Here is a 4,655-nt window from a genome sequence, read left to right as displayed (position 1 = left end):
CGACGGTGCAGTGGAAGAACCAGCAGGTGCCGATCCCGATGTTCGGCATCGCCTCGCAGGCCACCAACGAGACTTTTGGCAAGGACACCAATCAGGCGGCGGAAGGCGTGCTCTATCAGGGCGTCTCCGGGCCCGGCGTCGCGGTGACGCCGAAATCGGTGCCGTTCGCCGAAGCCTTCAAGAAGAAGTTCGGCAACTATCCGTCCTATGCCGGCTACACCGCCTATGACGAGGTCTACTACATCGCCGACGCCGTGAAGCGCGCGGGCTCGACCGACGCCGACAAGCTGGTCGCCGCGCTTGAGACGACGGACTGGGAAGGCACGATCGGCCGCGTCCAGTTCTACGGCAAGGACGATCCGTTCACGCACTCGATCAAATACGGCAAGGGCCTGATCACCGGGCTGATGCTGCAATGGCAGGCCGGCAAGCAGAGCGCGGTCTGGCCCAAGGAAGTCGCCAAGGTCGACATCAAGTTCCCGAGCTTCATCAAGCTCTCGAACTAGCAGGACACGCTCCCGGGACCAGCTCCCGGGAGCTTCCACATGCGGCCCCGCAGCACGTTGCTCCAGCAACATCGTCTCTCATAAATCAGATTGCTAACCCTAGATGCGTGCTTTCCAGATTCTGATCGATGGCTTTGCCATCAGCGCTCTCTATGCTCTCGGTGCCACCGGCTTCACGCTGATCTTCGGCGTGTCCGGCGTCCTCAACCTCTCCCACGGGGCCATCATGGTGGCGGCAGCGGTGGCGGCCTGGGCCGCCGCCAGCATCCTGAATGTCGGCACCTATGCCGGCGCGCTGATCGGGGTCGGTGTCGCCCTCCTGACATCCTTTGCGACCTATTTCGCGGTAGTGAAGCCGATCCAGGACTCCCGGCGCATCCCGAATGAAGAGAAGGAGATCTTCGTCCTCACCGGCACGCTGCTGTGGGGGATCATGATCCAGGAGGTGATCGCTTATTTCTTCACCAACAACGCCAAGACCGTGCTGCCGATCGTCGAGGGCGTCGTCGAGATCCTCGGCGTACGCACGCCCAGGAACGAGATCTTTACCGCGATCGTGTGCTGCTTCGTCATCGCGCTGTTGTGGCTCCTGGTGAACCGCACCCGCACCGGCAAGGCGGTGCTGGCCGCCTCGATGAACCCACGTGGCGTCACCCTGCTCGGCCTCGAGCTCACCAACATCTACGTCGTGGTATGGGCGATCTACGGCATCCTCGCCGGCATCGCCGGCGTGCTGCTCGGGATGTTCCTCGGCGTCAGCTCCTACAGCGTCGGACCGCTGACCGCGAGCGCCTTCTCGATCGTCGTGCTCGGCGGCCTCGGCAGCGTCTCCGGCTCGCTGATCGCGGCCTTCGTGGTCGGCTATCTCGAAACGCTCACGGCCTACCTGATCTCGCCGGCCTACCGCACCATTCCGGCGCTGCTGCTGCTCGTGTTCGTGATGTACATCCGGCCCCAGGGCCTTCTGGGGAGGCGCTGAGATGGCCAGCTTCTTTACGACCCGCCTGTTCTTCATCTCGCTTGCGCTGGTCGTCATCGCGGCGACGCTGCCGCTCTACGTCTCCGGCTACGTGCTCGGGCTCCTCACCGTCGCTTTCTATTTCGGCGTGTTCGCGATGGCCTGGGACCTGCTGTTCGGCTTCGCCGGCGAGGTCAATTTCGGGCCGACCTTCCTGATCGGCGTCGGTGCCTACACCGCCGGCATCCTGAATGCCCAGTTCGGCTGGTCGGTTTACGCTTGCATCGTGCTCGGCGCGCTCGCCTCCGTCATCGCGGGCCTCGTGCTGGCGCTGCCGGCGCTTCGGGTGCGCGGACCGTATTTCGGCCTGACCACGCTGGTCGCGGTACTGATGCTGCAGAATTTCATCGTGGTGTTTGCCGACCTCACCGGCGGCGAGATCGGCCTGACCATCCCCGACGTCATCACCATCAACGCCGGCGCCAATTACTGGATCGCGCTCGGCTTCATGACGATCTCGGCGGCCATTCTTTATGGCCTGTCGCAGTCGCCGATCGGCCTGGTTCTGCAAGCCAGCGGCCAGGATCCGGTGCAGGCCGGCGCGCTCGGCTTCAACATCGTCAAGCACAAGCTCGCCGCCTTCATCGTCAGCGCGTTCTTCTCGGGGCTATCGGGGGCGCTGCTGGTATTCTATTTCGGCACCGCCTCGGTCGGCACCGTCGTCGACGTCGCGGTCGGCGTCAACGTGATCGTCTCAGCCGTGCTCGGCGGCCGGCGCACCGTGCTTGGCGCGGCGCTGGGCGCGATCTTCCTGATCGTCGCCGGCGAGTTCCTGCGCCCGACCGGCGAGCTAGCGACCTTCATCGTTTCGGCCGTCGCGCTGCTCGTCGTGCTGTTCTTCCCCGGCGGCTTCCTCGGAGCGGCCCTCTCGCGTGAGGCGCGCTCGTGATGGATATGCGAACTTCAAACAGGGCCGTGCTCGAAGTCCGTGGCCTGACCAAGCGCTTCGGCGGATTGACGGCGGTGAAGAACCTCGGCTTCGAGGTCAATAGCGGCGAGATCTTTGGCCTGATCGGGCCGAACGGCTCGGGCAAGTCGACCGCGATGAAGAGCGTGATGGGCATCGAGCGCCCGACCGCCGGCGAAGTGATCTTCGAGGGCGAGGACGTCGCCGGCCTTCCCGCGCACAAGATCGCGCGCAAAGGCTTTGGCATGGTGTTCCAGCATTCGCGGCCGCTGAACCGGCAGACCGTGCTGGAGAACATCATGGTCGCGCTGCTGCCGGACAGCCTGTTCATGCTGTTTCCCGACAAGGCTCTGGTCGAGCGCGCCAAATGGATTGCCGACCGCGTCGGCCTCGGCAACGTGATGAACCGCCGCCCGCCAACGCTGCCCTTCGCCGACCTGCGCCGGCTCGAACTGGCCAAGGCGATCGCGCGCGACCCCAAAGTCGTGCTGGTGGACGAGCCCTTTGCCGGGCTGACGCGGGCGGAGGTCGAAATCTTCTCCGACCTGATCCGCAGTTTTCGCGACGAGGGCCGCGCGGTGATGCTGGTCGACCACAACGTCAAGAGCGTCGCGGCGCTGGTCGACCGCGTGCTCGCGATGTATCTCGGCGAGGAGATCGTCACCGGCAAGGCCGAGGAAGTCATGAAGAACGAGACGGTGCGGCGGGTCTATCTCGGCGGCGCCATCGAGACCCATGCGCGGCCCGAGACCAGCTTCAAGGACAAGGTGCCGCTGCTCCAGGTCGAGAACGTCAGCGTGTTCTACGGCAAGGCGCAGGCGCTGGAGAACGTCTCGATCCACGTCCACGAGGGCGAGTTCGTCTCCATTGTCGGCCTCAACGGCGCCGGCAAGACCACACTGTTCAACACCATCTCCGGCTTCCTGCCTTATACCGGCGAGATCGTACGCAACGGCGAGAATCTGCGCGGCACGAGCCCAGCGAAAATCGCCCGCAGCGGCCTCGTGCAGTGCCCGGAATCGCGCGAGCTGTTCGGCGAGATGAGCGTGCGCGAAAACCTCGATCTCGGCGGGCAACACCTCGCCGACGACAAGCGCGCGGCACAGCTTGCCTGGCTGTTCGAGCTATTCCCGATCCTGAAAGAGCGCCAGGGTCAGATGGCGCAAACGCTCTCCGGTGGCGAGCAGCAGATGCTTGCGATCGGCCGCGCGCTGATGATGCAGCCGCAGATCCTGATCCTGGACGAGCCGACGCTGGGCCTCGCCCCCGTCATTCTCGAACTCCTGTCCAAGGCCCTAACGAGGCTGCGGCAGACGACCTCGATCACGGTGCTGCTCGGCGAGCAGAACGTGACCTTCGCGCTTCCGCATGCCGACCGCGTCTATGTGCTCGAACATGCAAGGATCGTCTGGGAGGGCGATCCTGGCCGCTTCGCCGCGGAGGCTGGCGCCGATTTTCTCTAGTTCGCGCATATCAACAACAAACAAGCAAAAGGGAAACGACCATGCGACCATCGACGAATTTGAGCGGCAGCTTTCTCCTCGCCTCCGCGCTGGCGCTGTGCCTCGCTGCTCCCGCCTACGCGCAGTCGAACGAGCCCATCAAGATCGGCGTCATCGCCGAAGTGCAGTCGATCGCGGGTGCCGCGACGCCTGGCGGCGCGCAGATCGCCGCCGACGAAATCAACGCCAAGGGCGGCATTCTCGGCCGCAAGATCGAGATCGTGACCTACGACAACAAAAGCTCCTCGGCGGACTCGGTGCGTGCGTTCCAGCGCGCGGTGAGCGAGGACAAGGTCTCCGCCGTGATCGCAAGCTATATCAGCGAGGTCGTCCTCGCGCTCGAACCCTGGGCGGCGCGGCTGAAGATGCCGCTGATCACCCCCGGCGCCGCCTCGAACGAGATCACCAAGGCGATCCATAACGACTACGAGAAGAACAAGTACACTTTCCACGGTTATCTGACTTCGGCCGCGCAAGCGCAGCTCGTCTGCGACGCCGCCAAGGATCTCCTGGTTGACAAGCTCAAGTTCAAGACGGTCGCGATCATGAGCGAGGACGCCGCCTGGACCAAGCCGCTCGACGTCGGCTACGAGGCCTGTCTTCCGAAAGCAGGCCTCAAGGTGGTCGAGCACGTGCGGTTCTCGCCTGACACCACCGACTTCACGCCGATCTTCAACAATATCGAGGGCAAGAAGCCGGACGTGATCGTCACCGGCATCTCG

5 protein-coding genes are annotated in these 4,655 nt (G+C 64.3%); all 5 read left to right on the top strand.

The features are described from left to right. Window positions 1–506 (top strand): ABC transporter substrate-binding protein (locus tag IVB47_RS06410; protein ID WP_247460443.1); only part of this gene is annotated, 506 nt, incomplete at its 5' end. A gap of 103 nt (window positions 507–609) precedes the next feature. Next, window positions 610–1,485: a branched-chain amino acid ABC transporter permease gene (locus IVB47_RS06405; RefSeq protein ID WP_027570854.1), complete on the top strand. Its 876-nt coding sequence runs from the start codon at window positions 610–612 to the stop codon at window positions 1,483–1,485. A gap of 1 nt (window position 1,486) precedes the next feature. After that, complete coding sequence (locus tag IVB47_RS06400) at window positions 1,487–2,413, top strand: branched-chain amino acid ABC transporter permease (RefSeq protein WP_247288136.1); 927 nt, start codon at window positions 1,487–1,489, stop codon at window positions 2,411–2,413. Then, entirely contained in the window at window positions 2,413–3,894 is a 1,482-nt protein-coding gene (locus IVB47_RS06395; protein ID WP_247460441.1) for an ATP-binding cassette domain-containing protein, read from the top strand. Before IVB47_RS06400 ends, IVB47_RS06395 begins: the two co-directional genes overlap by 1 nt. Window positions 3,895–3,935: 41 nt before the next feature. Continuing rightward, window positions 3,936–4,655 (top strand): ABC transporter substrate-binding protein (locus tag IVB47_RS06390; protein WP_247460438.1); only part of this gene is annotated, 720 nt, incomplete at its 3' end.

The organism is Bradyrhizobium sp. 62 (assembly GCF_023073035.1).
GTDB lineage: Bacteria > Pseudomonadota > Alphaproteobacteria > Rhizobiales > Xanthobacteraceae > Bradyrhizobium.
Note: the sequence above shows the minus strand (reverse complement) of the source record. Positions and strands in the feature narration are given on the sequence as shown.

What these genes read in the sequence shown, in the direction of transcription:
- IVB47_RS06400 (WP_247288136.1), top strand. Translation starts at nt 1,487, where the DNA reads ATGGCCAGCTTCTTTACGACCCGCCTGTTCTTCATCTCGCTTGCGCTG.
- IVB47_RS06405 (WP_027570854.1), top strand. Translation starts at nt 610, where the DNA reads ATGCGTGCTTTCCAGATTCTGATCGATGGCTTTGCCATCAGCGCTCTC.
- IVB47_RS06395 (WP_247460441.1), top strand. Translation starts at nt 2,413, where the DNA reads ATGGATATGCGAACTTCAAACAGGGCCGTGCTCGAAGTCCGTGGCCTG.